This window comes from Mesorhizobium sp. WSM4837, assembly GCF_055811435.1.
Genome location: NZ_JBVVQE010000025.1, coordinates 75461 through 94775, shown reverse-complemented (window position 1 = coordinate 94775; position 19315 = coordinate 75461). Strand labels below are relative to the sequence as shown.

The 19315-nt window shown below is 62.9% G+C and carries 17 protein-coding genes; 11 read left to right on the top strand and 6 right to left on the bottom strand.

Features of this window, described 5'->3' with window-relative positions; all coding sequences use genetic code 11:
* From AC0L3D_RS16940 to lpxB, 10 genes are all read left to right on the top strand, one after another.
* The coding region (locus AC0L3D_RS16940) for a ribosome recycling factor (RefSeq protein ID WP_473645128.1) at window positions 1–208 on the top strand (208 nt) is incomplete at its 5' end.
* Window positions 209–240: 32 nt separating this feature from the next.
* Complete coding sequence (locus AC0L3D_RS16935) at window positions 241–972, top strand: isoprenyl transferase (protein ID WP_473627747.1); 732 nt, start codon at window positions 241–243, stop codon at window positions 970–972.
* Window positions 969–1799, top strand: coding sequence for a phosphatidate cytidylyltransferase (locus AC0L3D_RS16930; protein WP_473627746.1), 831 nt, complete (start codon window positions 969–971; stop codon window positions 1797–1799). The genes AC0L3D_RS16935 and AC0L3D_RS16930 overlap by 4 nt, the downstream gene beginning before the upstream one ends.
* Before the next feature lie 134 nt (window positions 1800–1933).
* Window positions 1934–3076, top strand: coding sequence for an RIP metalloprotease RseP (gene rseP, locus AC0L3D_RS16925; protein ID WP_473516748.1), 1143 nt, complete (start codon window positions 1934–1936; stop codon window positions 3074–3076).
* A 217-nt stretch (window positions 3077–3293) separates the two neighbouring features.
* Window positions 3294–5639, top strand: a complete 2346-nt coding sequence (gene bamA / locus AC0L3D_RS16920) for an outer membrane protein assembly factor BamA (RefSeq protein WP_473615921.1) — start codon at window positions 3294–3296, stop codon at window positions 5637–5639.
* Between the two features lie 180 nt (window positions 5640–5819).
* Window positions 5820–6878, top strand: coding sequence for a UDP-3-O-(3-hydroxymyristoyl)glucosamine N-acyltransferase (gene lpxD, locus AC0L3D_RS16915; protein WP_287138617.1), 1059 nt, complete (start codon window positions 5820–5822; stop codon window positions 6876–6878).
* Between the two features lies 1 nt (window position 6879).
* On the top strand, window positions 6880–7338 hold the full coding sequence (fabZ, locus tag AC0L3D_RS16910; protein WP_023801228.1) for a 3-hydroxyacyl-ACP dehydratase FabZ: 459 nt from the start codon (window positions 6880–6882) through the stop codon (window positions 7336–7338).
* Window positions 7339–7351: 13 nt separating this feature from the next.
* Window positions 7352–8185, top strand: coding sequence for an acyl-ACP--UDP-N-acetylglucosamine O-acyltransferase (gene lpxA / locus AC0L3D_RS16905; RefSeq protein ID WP_473627857.1), 834 nt, complete (start codon window positions 7352–7354; stop codon window positions 8183–8185).
* Window positions 8172–9074 (top strand): LpxI family protein, encoded by a 903-nt coding sequence (locus tag AC0L3D_RS16900; RefSeq protein ID WP_128244898.1) that lies wholly within the window; start codon window positions 8172–8174, stop codon window positions 9072–9074. The genes lpxA and AC0L3D_RS16900 overlap by 14 nt, the downstream gene beginning before the upstream one ends.
* On the top strand, window positions 9064–10230 hold the full coding sequence (gene lpxB / locus AC0L3D_RS16895) for a lipid-A-disaccharide synthase (RefSeq protein ID WP_473627743.1): 1167 nt from the start codon (window positions 9064–9066) through the stop codon (window positions 10228–10230). Before AC0L3D_RS16900 ends, lpxB begins: the two co-directional genes overlap by 11 nt.
* Before the next feature lie 137 nt (window positions 10231–10367).
* Here the strand turns inward: lpxB and gltA are convergent, their stop codons facing one another.
* Complete coding sequence (gene gltA / locus AC0L3D_RS16890; RefSeq protein WP_031255684.1) at window positions 10368–11696, bottom strand: citrate synthase; 1329 nt, start codon at window positions 11694–11696, stop codon at window positions 10368–10370.
* Between the two features lie 180 nt (window positions 11697–11876).
* The gene (gltX, locus tag AC0L3D_RS16885) at window positions 11877–13301 is read right to left on the bottom strand and encodes a glutamate--tRNA ligase (RefSeq protein ID WP_473645126.1); all 1425 of its coding nucleotides are present in this window, start codon (window positions 13299–13301) and stop codon (window positions 11877–11879) included.
* Window positions 13302–13402: 101 nt separating this feature from the next.
* On the opposite strand from gltX, the gene AC0L3D_RS16880 reads away from it, so the two are divergent.
* Complete coding sequence (locus AC0L3D_RS16880; protein WP_473645124.1) at window positions 13403–15859, top strand: ComEC/Rec2 family competence protein; 2457 nt, start codon at window positions 13403–13405, stop codon at window positions 15857–15859.
* Here AC0L3D_RS16880 and lexA read toward each other — a convergent pair.
* From lexA to trpC, 4 genes are all read right to left on the bottom strand, one after another.
* Window positions 15853–16590 (bottom strand): transcriptional repressor LexA, encoded by a 738-nt coding sequence (gene lexA / locus AC0L3D_RS16875; RefSeq protein WP_473645123.1) that lies wholly within the window; start codon window positions 16588–16590, stop codon window positions 15853–15855. The two genes, AC0L3D_RS16880 and lexA, sit on opposite strands and share 7 nt — an antisense overlap.
* A gap of 104 nt (window positions 16591–16694) precedes the next feature.
* On the bottom strand, window positions 16695–17900 hold the full coding sequence (locus AC0L3D_RS16870) for a molybdopterin molybdotransferase MoeA (protein ID WP_473645122.1): 1206 nt from the start codon (window positions 17898–17900) through the stop codon (window positions 16695–16697).
* Window positions 17900–18397: a cyclic pyranopterin monophosphate synthase MoaC gene (moaC, locus tag AC0L3D_RS16865; RefSeq protein ID WP_287238163.1), complete on the bottom strand. Its 498-nt coding sequence runs from the start codon at window positions 18395–18397 to the stop codon at window positions 17900–17902. The genes AC0L3D_RS16870 and moaC overlap by 1 nt, the downstream gene beginning before the upstream one ends.
* Before the next feature lie 66 nt (window positions 18398–18463).
* A complete protein-coding gene (trpC, locus tag AC0L3D_RS16860) occupies window positions 18464–19315 on the bottom strand; it encodes an indole-3-glycerol phosphate synthase TrpC (RefSeq protein ID WP_287238164.1) in 852 nt (283 codons plus the stop codon).

Genomic DNA, 19315 nt, shown 5'->3' with positions numbered 1-19315 from the left:
GCATGGTTATGCCGAGAATGCGCGCATCGCCGTGCGCCACGTGCGCCGGGACGGCATGGAATTCCTCAAAAAGGCGGAAAAGGACGGCGATATCAGCGAGGACGATCATCGCAAGCGGTCCGACCAGGTCCAGAAGCTCACCGACGAGATGATCGGCACCATCGACCATCTGCTTTCCGATAAGGAAGCTGAAATCATGCAGGTTTAGGGTCTGGCCACTGCTGGCTCGAAAGCGAGAACATGACAAGCCCCGCGCATGTCGCAATCATCATGGACGGAAACGGACGCTGGGCCAAGGCGCGTGGCTTGCCACGGCTTGCTGGGCATCGTGCCGGCGTCGAGGCGCTGCGCAACACGGTGCGCGCCGCTCCTGGCCTTGGCATCTCGTTCCTCACCGTCTACGCCTTCTCGTCGGAAAACTGGTCGCGGCCGAAGTCCGAAGTCAGCGACCTGATGGGCCTGTTGAAAATCTTCATCCGCCGCGACCTCGCCGAACTGCACCAAAATGGCGTGCGGGTCAGGATCATCGGCGACAGGGCAGGGCTGCAACCTGACATCAGGAGCCTGCTTGAAGAGGCCGAAACGCTGACCGTCCGCAACGACGCTCTGACCCTGGTCATCGCTTTCAACTATGGCGGACGCGACGAGATCGTGCGCACCGCGCGCAAGCTTGCCTGGGCGGTGGCGCGCGGCGAGCTCGACAGCGAGGAGATTACGGCCGAATCCTTTGCCGGCTCTCTCGACACCCAGGGTATTCCGGATCCGGAACTGGTCATCCGCACCAGCGGTGAGCTCAGGCTGTCGAATTTCCTTCTGTGGCAAGCGGCTTACAGCGAACTTGTCTTCCTGCCTTGCTACTGGCCCGATTTCAGCCGCGAGCATTTGGCTGACGCATTGCGCGACTTTGCCGGTCGCGAGCGCCGTTTCGGCGGGCTTGGCGCTGAAGGCGTCGCCGTGACAGCCAAGGGATGAGCAACCTCCAGCTTCGCGTTATTTCTGGCGTCGTGCTTGCGGTCGTCACGCTCGGCCTGACCTGGCTCGGCGGACTGCCCTTCCGAATGCTTTGCGCCGCCATGACGATCCTGATCTTCTACGAATGGACGCGAATGTGCCGCCCGGTCGCCGCCACGGGTCTTGGTCTTCTGCCGGAAGCGCTGCTTCTGGTTTTCGTCGGCGCCTTGGTCGCCGGCCTGCCGGCGTCCTGGCTGCTGCTTCTTGTGGCGGTGATGGTCGTTGTCACCGTGGTCGTGGCTTCGATGCACCAGACTTCGATGCATCAAACGGGACAGTGGGACGCGTCCGGCCTTGCCTATGCCGCCATTTCCGGACTGTCACTTGCTCTTTTGCGTGACGGCGACCATTCCGGCCTCGTCGCCATTCTCTTCCTGTTCGCGGTGGTTTGGGCGACCGACATAGCAGCTTATTTCGTCGGCCGCGCTGTCGGCGGGCCGAAGCTGGCGCCATCGATCTCGCCCGGCAAGACGCAGAGCGGTGCGCTCGGCGGCGCCGTCGGCGGCGTGGTTGCCGGGCTGCTTCTGGCCGCTGCGGCCGGAGCCGGCAATCTCGCAGTGCTCGGCGTCGTCGCGCTGGTGCTTTCGCTCGTCTCCCAGGCCGGCGACCTTTTCGAATCATGGGTGAAGCGGCGCCACAACCGCAAGGATTCGGGCACGCTGATACCCGGCCATGGCGGCGTCATGGACCGGGTCGACGGGCTTGTCGCGGCGGCTTTCGCCCTGTACGTCATCGGCTGGATTTCGGCGACCGCCGACCATCCGGCACAGTGGCTGTTTCCAGCTTGATCGGCATTGGCTCTTTATCGGCATTGATTCGGGGGCCTGGTTTCTTGACCTGCGCAGGATGCGCCATGGATTCGCCTGGATTGATGCCACAGTCGCGGTACCACCGTGCTGCGGACGAATTTTGAGGACATGAATTGAACGAGATTCTTCACGCGGTTTTCAGCACGGAGGGCTTTGTCCTCGGCACGCTGGTGCCTTTCCTGTTCGTGCTGACCGTCGTCGTGTTCGTTCACGAGATGGGCCATTATCTCGTCGGCCGCTGGTGCGGCATCGGCGTGAAGGTCTTTTCGATCGGCTTCGGCCCGGAACTCTTCGGCTTTAATGACAGCCATGGCACGCGCTGGAAACTCTGCGCCATTCCACTCGGCGGCTACGTCAAATTCGTCGGCGACATGAATGCCACCTCGAGCCAGCCCAGTTCGGAGGAGATCGAAACGCTGACGGCTGCCGAACGCAAGATCGCTTTTCACACGCAGCCGGTCTGGAAGCGCGCGGCAACTGTGGTGGCTGGCCCGCTGTTCAATTTTCTGCTGACGATCGCCGTCTTCGCGGTGCTGTTTTCCGCCTATGGCCGGCCCGTGCTGGAGCCAATGGTGGCTGAAGTCACCGCGGGCAGCCCAGCGGCCAGGGCCGGCATCCTGCCCGGAGACCGCTTCGTCAGCGTCGACGGCAGCAAGGTCCAGACCTTCGCCGACGTCCAGCGCCGGGTCTCGGGCCGCGGTGGCGACCCCATCACCTTCGTCATGCTGCGCGACGGCAAGGAGATCACCGTTACGGCGACGCCGGAATTGATGGAGCAGCAAGACGGGCTGGGCAACAAGGTCAAGGTGGCGGTGATCGGCGTCGTCAACAACCAGGAATTCGGCCAGCCCCGGCTGATCACTTACAGCCCGGTCGGAGCGGTAGGGGCGGCGGTCGAGGAGACCGGATACATCATTCAGCGCACCGGTCAGTTCCTGCAGCGTTTCGTTGTCGGTCGCGAAGACAAATGCCAGCTGGGCGGCCCAATCAAGATCGCAAAGATGTCGGGGCAGGCGGCAAAACTCGGCTTCGACTGGCTTGTGCAACTTGTCGCGCTGCTGTCGGTCGGGATCGGTATTCTGAACCTTTTGCCGATTCCTCCGCTCGACGGAGGCCATCTCCTGTTCTACGGCGTGGAGGCCGTCATTCGGCGACCGGTGTCGGAACGGATGATGGAGTTGGGCTACAGGGCTGGCCTGCTTCTCGTCTTGGGCTTCATGGGGTTTGTTTTCTGGAACGACCTGTTTGGATGCTGAAATCATGAAGAAATTTGGCTTCAGCACAGCCAATGTTGAGACGCCGTTTACCATGCGTGGGGATATGCGTGACGCGAAAGCCACGCAATTGGGTTAAGTAAATACAAATTAACCAGGAGCCTTGCGTGTAGGGAAAATCCGGTTAATACGGTAGGGGAAATTACCGCACGTCCGGTTTTCTCGCCGTGGGGACTTCGAGAAAAGGTACAAAAGCCCGATGAAGGCAGCATCCAAGTTTCTGAGCGCCGCGTCCGCGGTGGCCCTGTCCGCCGCCCTGGTCGTACCAGGTGCGCTCGCAGTGCAGTTCGTTGCCACATCGGCGGCCGAGGCCGCAGTTGTTTCAAGAGTTGAAGTCAGCGGCAATCAGCGTGTCGACGCCGAGACGATCCGCAACTACGTCACGATCAAGCCCGGCAGGCCGTTTTCCAGCGCCGATATCGACGAGGCGGTCAAGGCGCTGTTCGGCACCGGGCTGTTCTCGGACGTCCAGATCAACCAGGTCGGTTCGACGCTGGTCATCAAGGTTTCCGAATATCAGGTCGTGAACCAGGTGCTGTTCCAGGGCAACAAGAAGCTCAAGGACAACGCGCTGGCGGCCGCGGTCCAGTTGAAGCCGCGTGGAACGTTCTCGCAGCAGGCGCTCGATGCCGATGTCGAGGCGGTCAAGGCTGCCTACAGGCGTATCGGCCGCGACGACGCCGCCGTGACCACCCAGATCATGGATCTCGGCGACAACCGCGTGAACGTGGTGTTCAACATCAACGAAGGCGGCCGCACACAGATCGCGGCGATCAATTTCGTCGGCAACAGCGCCTATTCGAGCCGTCGCCTGTCCGATGTCATTTCGACCAAGCGCTCGACCATCCTTTCGTTCGTGCTGCGCGACGACGTCTATGACGAAGACAAGCTCAACGCTGACCAGGAGTTGCTGCGCCGTTTTTACTACAATCACGGCTATGCCGACTTCCAGGTGATTTCCGCGGTCGGCGAGCTCGACGAAACCACCAATAAATACACGGTAACCATCACCGTGCAGGAGGGCGAGCGCTACACCTTCGGCGACATCAGCGTCGAGAGCACGATTCCCGAGGTCGACGGCGCATCGCTGCAGTCGGTGGTCGAAACCCACAAGGGCGATGTCTACAACGCCGAGAACGTCGAAGACACCATCATTGCATTGACCGAGAGGGTCGCCGGTTCCGGCTATCCCTTCGCCCAGGTCACGCCGCGCGGCGATCGCAATTTCGAGAACCACACCATTTCAGTGGTCTATACGATCGACCAGGGCACCAAGGCCTATGTCGAGCGCATCGAGATTCGCGGCAACGACCGGACACGCGACTATGTCATTCGCCGAGAATTCGACGTGAGTGAGGGCGATGCCTTCAACCAGGTTCTCATCCAGCGCGCGAAGAAACGGCTGGAAGCGCTCGATTTTTTTGAGAAAGTCGAGGTTTCGACCGTGCCCGGCTCTGAGCCTGACCAGGTGGTGCTGGTGGTCGACGTGGTCGAGAAGTCGACCGGCGAGTTCTCGGTCGGCGCTGGCTATTCGAGCGGTGGCGACACCGAAGGCCCAACCGTCGAAGGATCGATCAGCGAACGCAACTTCCTCGGACGCGGCCAGTTCATCAGGCTTTCGGCGGGCGGCGGCAAGAATTCGCGCGACTACAGCTTCTCCTTCACCGAGCCCTATTTCCTCGGGCGGCGCATTGCCGCCGGTTTCGATGTCTTCAACCGGACCAGGGAATACGACGACTACAAGAGCGAGACGCTAGGCGCGACAGTGCGTTTCGGCCTGCCGATCACCGACGACATCTCGACGCAGCTGGCGTATAATATCTCGCAGGAGAAGTACAAGCTCGACGATGATTGCGATCTCCCTGGCTGCACCGTCTCTACGGCTATCCTAAATGGCATTGCGGAAAGCCCGTGGCTCAAGTCGTCGGTCAGTCTCGGCCTGGTCTACAACACCATCGACGACATGAAGAACCCGCATGAAGGCATCTTCGCCAATGTCACCACGGAATTCGCCGGCCTCGGCGGCGACGCCAAATTCGTCAAGGTGACAACGCGCGGCAGCGTCTATCAGACGTTGTCGGAGCAGCTTGATCTGGTTGGTTTGATTTCGGGCGGGGCTGGCCATATCCAGGGCTTCGGCAACGACGACCTGCGCATCTTCGATCATTTCCAGAGCAGCGACCGCATGATCCGCGGCTTCGCCTATGGCGGCATCGGTCCTGTCGACAACCAGGGCTTTGACGACCATCTCGGCGGCACCACCTATTTCAACGCCTCGGCGGAAGCTCAGTTTCCGATGCCGATCATTCCGGAGAGCTTCGGCCTGCGCGGCGCGGTCTTTGCCGATGCGGCGACACTTTATGGCAACGATGTGGCGGGTGTTGATCCATCGACAACCAGCATGGAATGGCGTGCCTCGGCCGGCGTCGGCTTGATGTGGGCGTCGCCTTTTGGCCCGATCCGCATCGACTATGCGATCCCGGTCCTCAAGGAGGACACCGACGACGTGCAGGAATTCAACTTCGGCATATCGTCCCGGTTCTGATCGGCGGGCAACGATACGTCCGGGCCGTAGCGGTCCGGAAGAAAGTAATGCGACACTACGGCGCCGAGTGTCCTCCTGGACGCGCAAAGGACGCTGCAGGACTTTGATTTTGCGCATTATCCTTTCCGAAAATCGATTCCGATTTTCGGGGTCATGCGCTAGCTGGATATAGCTTCTGGAATGACCGATCCGGTGTTCTTCGCGCCATCACGCCGGTATACGGCTGGCGAAGTCGCGAATCTGACCGGCTCGGTGCTTGTCGATTCCGACCTCTCCGAAAGATCGATCGAAGCCTTGGCGCCGGCAAGCGAAGGCGGCGAGCACGCGCTTGTCTTTGTCGATGGCAGACGCAACTTCGCGCTGATGCAATCGCTGCGAGCAGCGGCGGTTCTATGCCCCGCCGAATTTGCCGGCAAGGCGCCGGCGGGTATCGCGGTTCTGATCCATCCGCGCCCGCAACAGGCGTTCGCGATGGTCGGCCGCCTGCTTTTCCCGGCGGCTGCGACACCGGCGCCGATGACCGGCGAAACCGGTATCTCGCCACATGCCCATATCGATCCATCGGCGCGCGTCGAGGCCGGCGCGATCGTCGAGGCCGGCGCGATCATCGGCCCTCGCGCTTCTATCGGCAGCGGAACCGTCATTGCTCCTCATGCCGTTATCGGTCCCTCCTGTCAGTTCGGCCGCGACGGCTATGTCGGCCCAGGCGCCAGCATCCAGTACGCGCTGATCGGCAACCGCGTCATCATTCATGGCGGCGCCCGCATCGGCCAGGACGGTTTTGGCTTCGTGGCCGGCGCCAAGGGCCCGGAGCGCGTGCCGCAAATCGGCCGGGTCGTCATCCAGGACGACGTCGAGATCGGCTCCAATACCACGGTCGATCGCGGCGCCATGTCCGACACGATTATCGGTCAAGGCACCAAGATCGACAATCTGGTCCAGATCGCTCATAACGTCCGCATCGGCCGCAATTGCATAATCGCCGGCCTTTCGGGTATTTCCGGTTCCGTAACGGTGGGCGACAACGTCACCATGGGTGGCGGTGTCGGTCTTGCGGATCACCTGACGGTAGGGACAGGGGCCAAGCTTGCTGCAAGAAGCGGGTTCATGAGCAACGTCCCCGCAGGCGAGATTTGGGGAGGGTACCCGGCGCAGCCGATGGCGGAAGCCATGCGGGAGATCGCAGCTCTGCGAAGACTGGCCAGGGCGCGCAAATCGGGCGACGGAGGGAAGAGCTGAGATGGTTGCGGCGACAACGCTCGAGGCGGTCGACATATTGGGGCTGATGAAGCTCCTGCCGCATCGCTATCCGTTCCTGATGATCGACCGCATCATCGATATCGATGGCGACGAGTCCGCCACCGGCATCAAGAACGTGACCATAAACGAGCCGCATTTCCAAGGTCATTTCCCGGATCAGCCGGTCATGCCCGGCGTGCTGATCGTCGAGGCGATGGCGCAGACGGCCGGCGCCATCTGCATCCGCAGCCTAGGCACCGAAAAACCGTCGCTGGTCTATTTCCTGACCATCGACAACGCCAAATTCCGTAAACCGGTCGTTCCCGGCGACCAGTTGAAGATCCATGTGAAGAAAATCAAGAAACGCGGCAACCTTCTCAAATTCGCCTGCGAGGCTCTCGTCGACGGCGTCAAGGCCGCGGAAGCCGAGATCTCGGCGATGATGGTCGCGAGCGACTGACGATCGAATGCTTATGAAAATCCAGACAGTCATCCATCCATCGTCGGTCATCGAGGCCGGCGCAAAAATCGGCGAAGGCGTCCGCATCGGGCCATTCTGCCACATCAGCGCCGACGCGGTGCTCGGCGACCGCGTCGAACTGGTCAGCCACATCTCGGTGATGGGCGCGACCACCATCGGTGCGTCGACCAAGGTGTATCCGATGGCGACACTGGGCGCGCCGCCGCAGAATAACAAGCACAAGGGCGGCCGCACCACGCTGGTCGTCGGCGAGAACTGCACGATCCGCGAAGGCGTGACCATGCACCTCGGCACCGATTCCAGCCGCGGCGAGACGACGATCGGTGACAACGGCAACTTCCTTGCCTACGCCCACATCGCCCATGATTGCATCGTCGGCAAGAACGCCACCTTCGCCAATCAGGCGACGTTGGGCGGCCATTGCGAGATCGGCGACAACGTCTATATCGGTGGTCTCAGCGCCGTTCATCAGTTTGTCCGCGTCGGCGACAACGCCTTTCTCGGCGGTTGCTCGGCATTCGTCGGCGATGTCATTCCCTACGCCATCGCGGTCGGCAATCGCGCCAGCCTTCGCGGCCTCAACATCATCGGCCTGAAGCGCGCCGGCCTGCCGCGCTCCGAGATCCACACGCTGCGCAAGGCCTACAAGACGATCTTCGATCGCTCCCGAACCGTCGGCGAAAACATCGAGTTCGCCAAGGCGGAATTCGCCTCGTCACCGACCGCCATGAAGATCATCGATTTCATCGTCAGTCGCGGTAAGCGGCACTATGCCGTCCCGTCGCTCAAGGCTGGCGGCGGCGACGATGCAGATGACGAAGATTGAGGGCACCCGGACGGGCCTTGATCTCGCGCCAGACGCCAGGGTCGGCATCATCGCCGGCGGCGGCAGTTTGCCGGTCGAAGTCGCCAAGGCGCTTGCTGGGCAAGGCAAGTCTCCCTTCGTGGTAATAGTGGCGGGCGAGGTCGACCGGATAGCCGACTTCGACGCCTATGAGCAGGCGACGTTGAGGCTGGAGGATGTCGGCTCACTGCTGCCGACGCTCAAAAATAGTCATGTTACCCATTTGGTGACAGCGGGCCATATCACACGCCGCCCCAGGCTGAGCGCCATGCGCCTCAATCTCGGCCTGCTCGCCTGGGTGCCCAGCCTTCTTGTCGGCGTAACCCAAGGCGACGACACCGTGTTGAAACTGTTCGTGCGAAGGGTCGAGCGCAGCGGCATCAAGGTGGTCGGCGCCCATGAGATCGTGCCGGAACTGGTCGCCGCCGAAGGCGCGCTGACCAAGGCAGCGCCGCGGAAATCCGACTGGCGCGACATCAAAGCGGCCCACGCAGCGGCAATGGCCATCGGCGCGCTGGATATCGGCCAGGCGGCTGTTGCGATCGGCGGCCGCGCCATCGCGCTGGAAGGCATCGAGGGTACCGACGGATTGCTCGATCGAACACGGCAGTTGCGCGGCCATGGCAGGCTGGCCGGCAGAACGCGCGGCGTCCTGGTCAAATGCGCCAAGCCTGGCCAGGAGTTGCGCGCCGATCTGCCCTCCATCGGCCCGCAGACGATCGAGGCGGCGCATGCCGCCGGACTTGCCGGCATTGCCGTCGAAGCCGGCCGCTCGCTGGTTCTCGAAGGCCCGACAGTCGTCGCTCGCGCCAACGCGCTCGGCCTGTTCGTGATCGGCCTGCCTGCTGCGGAGCCGGTGCATGGCGACTGAGCGACCGCTGAAGATCGCCATCGTCGCCGGCGAGGAATCCGGCGACCTGCTTGGCGCCGACATCGTAGAGGCGCTCAAGCGCGTGACCGGCCGCGAGGTCCGGCTCGTCGGCATCGGCGGCCGGCATTTGCAGGCGCTCGGCCTCATGCCGCTGTTCGACGGCGGCGAGATCGCGCTGATGGGATTGAGCGCCATCCTGCGCGATCTGCCGCGCCTGATACGACGGATCAGCCAGACGGCCGGTGCGGTCGCCAATGAAAAGCCGGACTGCCTCATCACCATAGACAGCCCGGATTTTTCGCTGCGCGTGGCGAAAAAGGTGCGTGCCGCCGATCCGGCAATCCCGATCGTCCACTATGTCTGCCCGAGCGTCTGGGCATGGCGGCCGGGCAGGGCGGTGGCGATGAAACCGTATGTCGACCACATCCTCTGCATCCTGCCTTTCGAAGTGAGGGAACTCGCCCGCCTCGGCGGTCCGACCGGCACCTATGTCGGCCATCGCCTTACCCACGATCCGGGCGTGCTCGGCGCCGCCAAGGCGCAAAGCCTGCCGCGCGACCTGTCCGACGATCGTGTGAAGACACTGCTTGTGCTGCCCGGCTCGCGTCGCGGCGAGGTGCGACGGCTGGCCGGCCCGTTCGGCAAGACGATCTCGATCCTGCGTGCGCGCGGACACCGCTTGCGCCTGCTGTTGCCGACGGTGCCGCATGTCGCCGACCTGGTCAGGGCTTCGGTGGCAAGCTGGGACGAGAAGCCGGAGATCATCCTTGATCCCGAGCGCAAATGGCAGGCCTTCGGCAAGGCCGACGCAGCGCTGATCGCATCGGGAACGGTGTCGCTGGAACTGGCGCTGTCGGGTGTGCCGATGATCTCCTGCTACCGGCTCGATCCGGTCATGCGGATGGCCCAACGCCTGGTCACCGTATGGAGCGCCTCCTTGCCCAATCTCATCGCCGACCGCCCGATCGTGCCGGAAAGCTACAACGAATATGTGCGACCGCACTACCTGGCGCGGCAGTTGGAGGCGCTGTTTTCCGATACCGCCTATCGCGCATGGCAGAAGGACGGTTTTGCCGAGGTGGCCAGACGCATGGCTGTCGACAGACCGTCTGGCGACATCGCTGCAGGGGTCGTGATGAGGTGTATCAAGCGGTGAATGGTGAAGTGGTGAATAGTGAATGGTGAATGGTCAAAATCGTGCTTGACCATAGGCCACAAAGAGACCCTGCTTCACTATTCACTATTCACTATTCACTATTCACTATTCACTATTCACTATTCACAATTCGCTATTCACCGTTTAGCAATCGGCACGTAGTCGCGTTCCGGCGCACCTGTATAGAGCTGGCGCGGGCGGCCTATCTTCTGGTGCGGATCCTCGATCATCTCCTTCCACTGCGCGATCCAGCCGACGGTGCGGGCGACCGCGAACAGCACGGTGAACATGGTGGTGGGGAAGCCCAGCGCCTTCAGCGTGATGCCGGAATAGAAATCGACGTTCGGATAAAGCTTCTTCTCGATGAAATAGGAATCGGTCAGAGCAATCCTTTCCAGTTCCATGGCGATGTCGAGCAGCGGATCGTCCTTGATGCCGAGTTCGCCCAAAACCTCATGTGCGGTCTTCTGCATGATCTTGGCGCGTGGATCGTAGTTTTTGTAGACGCGATGGCCAAAGCCCATCAATCGGAACGGATCGTTCTTATCCTTGGCGCGGGCGATAAATTCCGGGATGTGGTCGACTTGGCCGATCTCGCCCAGCATGTTCAAGGCTGCCTCGTTGGCGCCGCCATGGGCCGGTCCCCACAGGCAGGCGATGCCGGCGGCGATGCAGGCGAACGGATTGGCGCCGGACGAGCCGGCGAGGCGAACGGTCGAGGTCGAGGCGTTCTGCTCGTGATCGGCGTGCAGGATGAAAATGCGCTCCATCGCACGCGCCAGCACCGGGTTGATCTTGTATTCCTCGCACGGCACGGCAAAGCACATATGCAGGAAGTTGGCCGCGAAATTCAGCTCGTTCTTGGGGTAAATGAAGGGCTGGCCGATGTGGTATTTGTAAGCCATCGCCGCGATCGTCGGCATCTTGGCGATCAGCCGCATCGATGCGACCATGCGCTGGTAGGGGTCCGAGATGTCGGTGGAATCGTGATAGAAAGCTGACAGCGCACCGACCACGCCGCACATCACCGCCATCGGGTGGGCGTCGCGGCGAAAGCCGGTGAAGAAGCGCGACATCTGCTCGTGCACCATGGTGTGGCGCGTGACCCGGTAGTCGAAATCGTCCTTCTGCGCCTTGGTCGGCAGTTCGCCGTAGAGCAGGAGATAACAGACTTCGAGGAAGTCGCCGTGCTCGGCCAACTGGTCGATCGGATAACCGCGATGCAAAAGGATGCCGGCATCGCCATCGATGAAGGTGATTTCCGACTCGCAACTTGCCGTCGAGGTGAAGCCGGGATCGTAGGTGAAGGCCCCGGTGGTGCTGTAAAGCGCGCCGATATCGATGACGTCAGGTCCGACCGAGCCGCTTCGCACCTTGAGTTCGTGAGTTTTGCCGCCGAATTCAAGTTTCGCGGTCGACGCGTGGGTTTTGCCGCCAAATTCCATTTTTGTCGCAGCTTCGGACATTGCAAACTCCTTTTTGTTTTCTCATGTCGGCAAAGGCAAAATTTCTGCAACGCAACACGTCGAAAGTATCGGAGTTCGCGCGTTTGCGCCCGCAATTGGATGGCGTGCCAAATTGGGCCAAGACCTAATGTTGCACTGCGAAACCCACCTTTCAATGCCAATCTTCTTGGGCCAGTTTTGCTAATCGATTTGATCCGCGACGCGTGCCAGGCTTTCCTCGCGGCCAAGCACGGCAAGCACGTCGAACACGCCGGGCGAGGTGCTTTTGCCGGTTAGCGCGGCGCGCAAAGGTTGGGCCACTGCGCCAAGTTTATGGCCGCCGGCGAGCGCATATTCGCGGATCGCCGCTTCCGCCGCTGCGGCCGTCCAATCCCCTGAAATCGCCTTCAGCGCCGCATGGGCGCCCCGCAGGATCTCGCGCGCCTCGCCGCCGAGCAGCGCCGCCGCCTTCTCGTCGATCGGCAGCGGCCGCTCGGCAAACAGGAAGGCGGCACCGTCGACCAGCTCGACCAGCGTCTTGGCGCGCTCCTTCAAGCCGGGCAGGGCGGCCAGCAACTGCGCCTTGCGTGTGTCGTCGAGGCGCGCTGCGATCGCCGGGCCGCCTTCGAGATAGGGCAAGGTGTTGATGAAGATATCGAGCAATTCGGGCTCGTTCATGCGCCGCATATGCACGCCGTTCAGCGCCTCGAGCTTGGCGAAGTCGAAGCGGGCGGCCCCCTTGTTGACATCGCCGATGTCGAACCACGCAATCATGTCGGTGATCGATATGACCTCGTCGTCGCCGTGGCTCCAGCCGAGCCGCGCCAGGTAGTTGAGCAGTGCCTCGGGCAGATAGCCCATGGCGCGATAGGCTTCAACGCCGAGGGCGCCGTGCCGCTTCGACAGCTTGGCGCCGTCGGCGCCATGGATCAGCGGGATATGCGCCATTGACGGCACCTCCCAGCCCAAGGCTCGATAGATCACCATTTGGCGGGCGGCATTGGTCAGATGGTCGTCGCCGCGGATGATGTGGGTGATGCCCATGTCGTGGTCGTCGACGACGACGGCATGCATATAGGTCGGGTTGCCGTCCGAGCGCAGGATGATGAAATCGTCGAGGTCCTTGTTGGGGAAGCGGACTTCGCCCTGCACGCGGTCATGTACCACCGTCTCGCCTTCGGCCGGCGCCTTGATGCGGATCGCGCCCCTGGCGCCAACCGGTGCCTCTGACGGGTCGCGGTCGCGCCAGCGGCCGTCATAGCGGGGAGGCAAGCCGTTGGCCCGCGCACTCTCGCGCATCGCCTCCAGCTCGGCCGGCGTCGCATAGCAGTAATAGGCTTTGCCGAGGCGCACCAGCTCCTCGGCAACCGCGCGGTGGCGCGGCGCGCGCTCGAACTGGGATACCGGTTCGCCGTCCCAGGTGAGGCCGAGCCAGGAGAGCCCATCGAGGATGGCAGCGGTTGCCGCATCGGTCGAACGCTCGCGATCGGTGTCCTCGATGCGCAGCAGCATCTTGCCGCCAGTGTGTTTCGCATACAGCCAATTGAACAGCGCCGTGCGCGCCCCGCCAATATGCAGGAATCCGGTGGGCGAAGGGGCAAAACGGGTGACGACCTTGTCCGACATGGAACTCCTGGGCAAGCGCAGAAAACGGATGTGGTGCGCGGACTTTCGCGCGTCGCGCGTTCATGTAGCATAGGAGGTCAAGGGCGCAAGGGGCGAACCCTATGGCTGGACCAGGCCGCGGCGTGGACGAGAGCGAGGGCGCGACCGCAAGCGTCAGCGAACGATCGCTGTTTGCCGACGTTCCTCACACTGAGTCGCTACCCGTTTCGCTGCCTGCGTCGCCGCTGAGCATCCAACCTCTTTCGCCGGATCGCCCGGCGCCGATACCGGCTTCAGCACCCGGCCCTGTCATTCGTTTTCGCCGACAGCTCAGCCATCTTTCACCATCCGGTGTCCGCAACAGCGTGGCCGCGGCAGCCGGCCTGGAACTCGACCGGGGCGTCGCCTTCCTGCTGGTGCCGGTTTTCCTGGCATGCGGGGTGATCGTCTATTTTTCGCTTGCCGTCGAACCGGACTTTGCCCAGCCCATCGCCGTCGTGGTCCTTACGGCATTGTGTGCGGCCGTCACGCGCTCACGCCGCAAAACGCACCTGTGCTTCATGGCAGCGTTGCTGTGCGCGCTTGGTGTGCTCGCCGCCAAGGTTGAAACCTGGCGCGCCGGAACGAAGATGCTCGGTTCGGAAATCCAGACCCGGCTGACCGGCCGTGTCGTCAGGCTCGACCAAATGGCGAACGGCCGGATCAGGCTGACCATCGATGTGATGTCGACCGCCCGGCCGACACTGCGTTATGCACCCGAACGTGTCAGGGTGTCGGCACGCAAGATTCCCGCTGAGATGACCGCAGGCTCGGTGGCAACCGGCTATGTGAGGCTTCTGCCTCCGACTGGCCCGGTCAGACCGGACAGCTTTGACTTTTCCTTTGACAGCTATTTCGCCGGTATCGGTGCCAGTGGCTTTTTCCTCGGCAGTCCAAAGATCGTCGTCTCCGAAGATGCACCGTTAACCGCACGCCTTTCTTCGTCGATCGAGAAGGCGCGCGAAACCATCGCCGACCATATCAGGGACAGCATCGGTGGTGCCGAGGGGGAGATTGCCGCTGCGCTGATCGTCGGCGTGCGTGCCGGCATCCCCGAAGAGATAAACGAATCGATGCGGCGCACCGGCATCTACCACATCATCTCCATTTCCGGCCTGCACATGGCGCTTGTCGCCGGCACCGTCATGGGATTGCTGCGCAGCGCCTTTGCGCTGTTTCCCGACTTTTCGTCGCGCCGGCCGGTCAAGAAATATGCGGCTGCTGCCGCACTCGTCTCCATCGCTGCCTATCTGATTTTCTCCGGTATCGTGGTCGCGGCTGAACGCAGCTTCATCATGCTGGCGGTAATGCTTGTCGCCGTGCTGTTCGACCGGGCGGCACTCACCATGCGCAACCTGGCGATTTCGGCCATCGCCGTCATCGTCGTGTCGCCGCACGAGGTGGTCGGCCCAAGCTTCCAGATGTCCTTCGCTGCGACTGCGGCTCTCGTGGGCGCCTATGCCAGTTGGTCCGACTTTCGTGCCGACAAGGCCAAGGCGCCGCGACAGCGACGGTCACCGGCCGCTTTCGTCACGCGCAAGCTCGTCGCTGGGGCAGGCACCATCGCAATGACCTCCATCATTGCCGGCAGCGCCACCGCGCTCTTCGCCATCTGGCACTTCCAGCGCGTCTCGCCGCTCAGCCTGTTCGCCAATCTGGCGGTCATGCCGATCGTCACGATCGTCATGTTCCTGGCCGTCCTCAGCGCCTTGGCAATGCCTTTCGGCCTCGACGGCCCTTTCCTCTACATGATGGGCAAGGGCCTGACGGCGATGATTGCAATTTCGGGATGGATCTCGGAGCGTTCGCCGGTCGATGCAGTCGGCCTGATTTCGTTGCAATCGGTTCTGCTGGTGACGGTCGCCCTGGTCATCGCCACGATGGCCACGACGTGGCTGCGGGTTGCGGCACTTCCCTTTGCGCTCGCCGGCCTGCTGACGATTTCCGAGACGCGCACCCCCGACGTGCTGATCTCGGAGGATGCGCATCTGGTGGCACTGCCGATCGGCGGCGGCGAACTTGCCGTCAACCGGGTGCGTTCGAACGAATTCACCACCGACAACTGGAAACATGCGCTGGTTTCAACAACGATCGTCGAGCCGGAGACATTCGAAAAAGGAGATGTGCGGTTCGACATCGCCGATCCGGCCGACCTGCCGCCGGGAGCGCCTTTCACCTGCACTGCCGGCCTGTGCCTGGCCCGGCATCCGTCCGGCGCGCTCATCGCGCTCGCCGACAACCGTGAAACCGCGCGGCCGGCCTGTGCCTTTGCGGATTTGATCGTCATCGACGATGCCACAGCCTATTACAAACCCTGCCGCAACCCGCTGGTTCTCGTCGTCACCAAACGGCAGCTCGCTCGCATGGGCAGTGCCGCCGTCTTCTTCGATCCGCTATCGGCGACGACGCGCGCAGAAATCCGTTTTGCCGTCAGACAGCCATATAGGCCCTGGCATGAGCAGCGGCGATTTTCGCGCGAGGCGAGGGGCCTGCCGCCATACCGCAGGGCCGAGAAACCCAGGAAGCCCGCCGTTCAGTAACGCCGGATCAATCCGACGAGCTTGCCCTGCACCTTGACCCGGTCCGGCCCGAAGATGCGCGTCTCGTAGGCCGGATTGGCGGCTTCCAGTGCGATAGAGGCACCTTTGCGGCGAAATCGCTTCAGCGTCGCTTCCTCCTCGTCGACCAGAGCGACAATGATCTCGCCAGGCTGGGCGGTGTCGGCGTTGCGGATGATGACCGTGTCGCCGTCGAAGATGCCGGCCTCGATCATCGAATCACCCTTGACCTCCAGCGCGTAGTGCGTGCCGCCGGTGATCATGTCCGGTGGCACCGAGATCGAATGCGTCTGGTGCTGGATGGCGTCGATCGGCACACCGGCAGCGATGCGGCCCATCACCGGTATGGAAACGGTGGCAGCGACGTCGTCGTCATTGCCGGCCGCACGCATGCGCGAAGGCGCCGGCTTGATCTGGCGTCCGAGGCCGCCCTGCCCAAGGGAGCCTTGAATGACGCTCGGCGAGAATTTGCGCGCCGCATTGAGGCCCGGCGCGATTGAATCGGGCAGGCGCAGCACCTCCAGCGCGCGGGCGCGGTTGGGCAGGCGGCGAATGAAACCGCGTTCCTCCAGCGCCGTGATCAGCCGGTGGATCCCCGATTTGGAGGCGAGGTCGAGCGCTTCCTTCATCTCGTCGAACGAGGGCGGAATGCCGCTTTCCTTCAGCCGCTCGTGAATGAACATCAGCAGTTCATGTTGTTTGCGTGTCAGCATCGCGACCCCCAACAGAATCAGAAAAACAAACCCAGAACAAACACTATCTGTTCCAGTTGTGTTCCGCAACCATTTAAAGTTTAATGAATGTGTTGACGTTTTGTTCAGCGTAGCATCAGCACGCTGCAGGCGGCGCCCGCTGCGGCCGCGGGAGCGAATGGCTCGCGCACGACCAGTCCGTTGGCGTCGGCCAGCATTCTGAGCATCGAGGAATCCTGGACACTGAACGGCGTTGCCTCAAGCGTGCCAGCTTCTTCCTTCACCACCGCGCGTACATAGTCCTGCCTGAGATCGTTGGCCGGCATGGCGGCGCCGAGCCGCGCCTGACGCATGTCCTGGCGGAACGCGCGGCCGCCGAGCCGCGCCAGCAGCGGCTTCAGAAAGAGCTGCGTGCCGACCAGGCTGGCCACCGGATTGCCAGGCAGGCCGATGCAGCGGATGGCGCCCAGCCGCCCGAACATCAGTGGCTTGCCGGGCCGCATGGCGATTTTCCAGAAATCGAGCGCCATGCCTTCGCCGGTCAGCACGTCATGGACGAGGTCGTGGTCGCCGACCGAGGCGCCGCCCAGCGTAACGATGACGTCCGCGCCTGCGGCGACGGCTTTTTTCACCAGCGCGGCGATCGCCTCCTTGCGGTCGGGGGCGATGCCGAGATCGAGTGCGCAGGCGCCGACCGAGCGGGCCGCGGCGGCGACGCCATAGGCATTGGAGGAGATGATCTGGTCGGGGCCAAGGTCGCTGCCCGGCGGCAGCAATTCGTCGCCGGTGGCGATGATGGCGACCAGCGGCCGTTTCACCACGCGGACCTGCTGGTGGTTGGCCGACGCCGCCAGCGACAATGCCGCGGGATCAAGCAGGCGGCCCTTCTCCAGCAGCATGTCGCCCTGCAAGAAATCGAGCCCGAGGCGGCGGATGTTGCGGCCTTCAACCGTCGGCGCGGTCACTTCGACCATGCCGCCGCCGAGGTCGCGGACATTCTCCTGGATGACGATGGTGTCGGCGCCTCCGGGAAGCGGCGCGCCGGTGAAGATGCGCACGGCCTGCGCCGCGCCGACTGTTCCGGCAAAGCCTCGTCCGGCCGGCGCCATGCCGATCACCGAAAGTCTCGCGGGCACGGACGCGACATCGTCGGCCCGCACGGCATAGCCGTCCATGGCCGACGCGTTGAATGGCGGCTGGGTGCGGAGCGCCATGAGCGGCTCCGCCAGCACGCGGTCGGCGGCATCCATCAGGGCGACGCTTTCAGCCGGCAAGGGCGCAGCATCCGCAAGCAGGTGCTCGAGCGCCTCGGCGACCGCAAGCAGCGCCATTATTGGCCTGCCCCCTGGGCATCCGCCTTGTAGTCGCCGGATTTGCCGCCGGTCTTTTCCACCAGCCTGATGCCGGAGATCGCCATGCCGCGATCGACCGCCTTGGCCATATCATAGATGGTCAGGCAGGCGACCGAGACGGCGGTCAGCGCTTCCATCTCGACGCCGGTCTTGCCGGTGACACGGGCCAGCGCCGTGACCTTCAGGCCGGGCAGCTTCGCGTCAGGTTCGATGTCTACCGATATCTTGGTCAACAGCAGCGGATGGCAGAGCGGGATCAGCTCATGCGTCCTCTTGGCCGCCATGATGCCGGCGATGCGCGCCGTGCCCAGCACGTCGCCCTTCTTGGCATCGCCGTCGAGAATCATTTTCAGCGTTTCGGGCCGCATCGAGACAAGACCTTCGGCGATTGCCGTGCGGGTCGTCTCCGCCTTGTCGCCGACATCGACCATATTGGCTTCGCCTTCCGCGCCAAGATGGGTGAGGGCGGCCGACATCGTCAGGTCACCCTGGAGCGACGTGCGTCCGTTTGGACGCACAAACTACACTCTGACGCTTTGTATTTATGCATCATGCTCTCCGAACATCGATTGCGATTTTCGGGCAGATGCATTGGCGGGCGCCTTGCCCGTCAAAAGCAGGTGCGTCGCAGTGGCCACGTCCTGTTGCCGCATCAGGCTCTCGCCGACGAGGAAAGTGCCAATGTCGCTCCGTTCCAGCCTGCGGCAGTCCTGGTGCGAGAAAATACCGCTCTCGCTGACCAGCAGCCGGTCGGCCGGCACCATCGCCGCGAGCCGCTCCGATGTCTCGATGCTGGTTTCGAACGTCCGCAGATTGCGGTTGTTGATGCCGATCAGCCGCGACGACAGTTTCAGCGCGCGTTCCGTCTCGGCCTCGTCATGCACCTCGACCAGCGCGTCCATGCCGAGCTCGAACGCCGTCGTTTCGAGTTCCCTGGCCACGGCGTCATCGACGCTCGCCATGATGATCAGGATGGCGTCCGCGCCCCACGCACGGGCCTCGAACACCTGATAGGGCTCGAACAGAAAATCCTTGCGCAAAGCCGGCAATGTCACGGCGCTGCGCGCATCGGTGAGGAATTCAGGCGCCCCCTGGAAAGACGGCGCATCGGTCAGCACCGAGAGGCAGGCAGCCCCACCTTTGGCATAGGCCGTGGCCAGCGCCGGCGGATCGAAATCGGCGCGGATCAGGCCCTTGGACGGGCTCGCCTTCTTGATCTCGGCGATCAGCGCGAAACTGCCGGATTTGCGTTTGGCTTCAAGGGCCGAGAGAAAGCCGCGTGGTGCGTCGGCATCCTTTGCCCGCGCCTTGATTTGGGCAAGCGGCACCCGCGCCTTCGCCGCCGCGATCTCGTCGCGCTTGTAGGCTTCGATCTTGCGCAGGATATCAGACAC